This window comes from Polaromonas sp., from assembly GCF_031411155.1.
Taxonomy (GTDB): Bacteria; Pseudomonadota; Gammaproteobacteria; order Burkholderiales; family Burkholderiaceae_C; genus Polaromonas.
Genome location: NZ_JANOAL010000100.1, coordinates 1 through 1,568, shown reverse-complemented (window position 1 = coordinate 1,568; position 1,568 = coordinate 1). Strand labels below are relative to the sequence as shown.

Here is a 1,568-nt window from a genome sequence, read left to right as displayed (position 1 = left end):
GGCAGCACGCGCCTTACTTCCACGATGGCTCGGCCGCCACGCTGGGCGACGTGGTCGCCACCTACAACACGCGCCAGGCGCTGGGCCTGAGCCCGCAGCAGATCGCGGATGTGGCCGAATATCTGAAGTCGCTGTGAGGCGCGGCCAAGGGTTTTCTTCAGGGACTGAACAAAACCGGAACGCCGCGGGCAGCATGGCCATCCAATGAGTAACGAAAGCAAAGCAGGAAGGACAGCCGCCGCCATGAACACCTTGCACGCCCCCAACCCGGTGCCGCTGGAAACCAGCCCGGACGCCGAACTGGTCAGCCTGTCGATGGCCGGCAACGACCAGGCCTTTGCCCAGATCATGCGGCGCTACAACCGGCTGCTGTTTCGCAGCGCGCGCAGCATTCTGAAAAACGACGACGACACCCAGGACGCGCTGCAGGAAGCTTATCTGCGCGCCTGGCGTGCGCTGGCCAGCTTTCGGGCCGAGTCCAGGCTGTCGACCTGGCTGGTGCGCATCGTGGTCAATGAGGCGTTGGGGCGGCTGCGGCACAACGGTGCGCGGCCGGCGCAGGTGCTGCCGCTGAGCGCCAGCATGCAGGCCGACGGAGAAACCCAGGAGATGCAGATGCCCGCCAACCCGAACGACCAGCCGGAGCCGACCCTGATGCGGGCGCAGATACGCCAGCAGATCGAGGCCCGCATCGACACCTTGCCCGATGCGTTTCGCACCGTGTTCATGCTGCGCGGCGTCGAGGAAATGAGCGTCGAGGAAGTGGCCCAGGTGCTGGGCATTCCCGAAGCCACGGTGCGTACGCGCTTTTTTCGCGCCCGCAGCCTGCTGCGCGAAGGCCTGTCGCGCGACATCGACTTGGGCCTGGGCGACGCGTTTTCATTTGCCGGCTTGCGCTGCGACCGCATCGTGGCGGGCGTGCTGGCCAGGATTGCCCACGAGCGCGATGCCTCGCGCCCGTGATTTCAACCGGGTTCTTTTCACCCACCTTAGTACCCACCTTATCAAGGGAGTTCACCATGTCCTTCTTTCAAATGCCCACCCCGCTGGCCGCACGGCGGCTGTTTTTGGGCCGCTCCGGCGGCCTGGTCTTGTCGGGCGCCGCGGTGGCGCTGCTGGCCGGTAATGACGTGCTGGCGGCCAGGGCCGGCGCCTCCACGGCCGGCGATGTGCAGATTCTCAATACCGCGATCGGCGCCGAGCTCGAAGCCATTGCCGCCTACCAGCTGGGCGCCGAAAGCAAGCTGCTGAGCAAGCCGGTGCTGGACCTGGCGCTGACGTTTCAGGGCCACCACAAGGCGCATGTCGCGCTGCTGTCGGGCACGGTTGAAAAACTGGGCGGCAAGCCCGCGGCAGGCAAGAGCAGGTACGACTTTCCGGTCGACCAGCTGAAATCGGAAATGGACGTGCTGAAGTTTGCCGCCAAACTGGAGCAGGGCGCCGTCAGCGCCTACCTGGGCGCGGTGCCGCTGTTTGGCAACCGCGACCTGTCCAAGGCCGCGGCCAGCATCCTGGGCGACGAGGCCATGCATTGGGCCATCCTGCGCCAGGCGATTGGCGATGTGCCG

2 protein-coding genes are annotated in these 1,568 nt (G+C 66.0%); both read left to right on the top strand.

Annotated features, from left to right (window positions below):
* Positions 1-243: 243 nt before the first annotated feature.
* Positions 244-963, top strand: a complete 720-nt coding sequence (locus RMO23_RS07135) for an RNA polymerase sigma factor (RefSeq protein WP_309679910.1) — start codon at positions 244-246, stop codon at positions 961-963.
* A gap of 56 nt (positions 964-1,019) precedes the next feature.
* Positions 1,020-1,568 (top strand): ferritin-like domain-containing protein (locus RMO23_RS07130; protein ID WP_309679908.1); only part of this gene is annotated, 549 nt, incomplete at its 3' end.

What these genes read in the sequence shown, in the direction of transcription:
- RMO23_RS07135 (WP_309679910.1), top strand. Translation starts at nt 244, where the DNA reads ATGAACACCTTGCACGCCCCCAACCCGGTGCCGCTGGAAACCAGCCCG.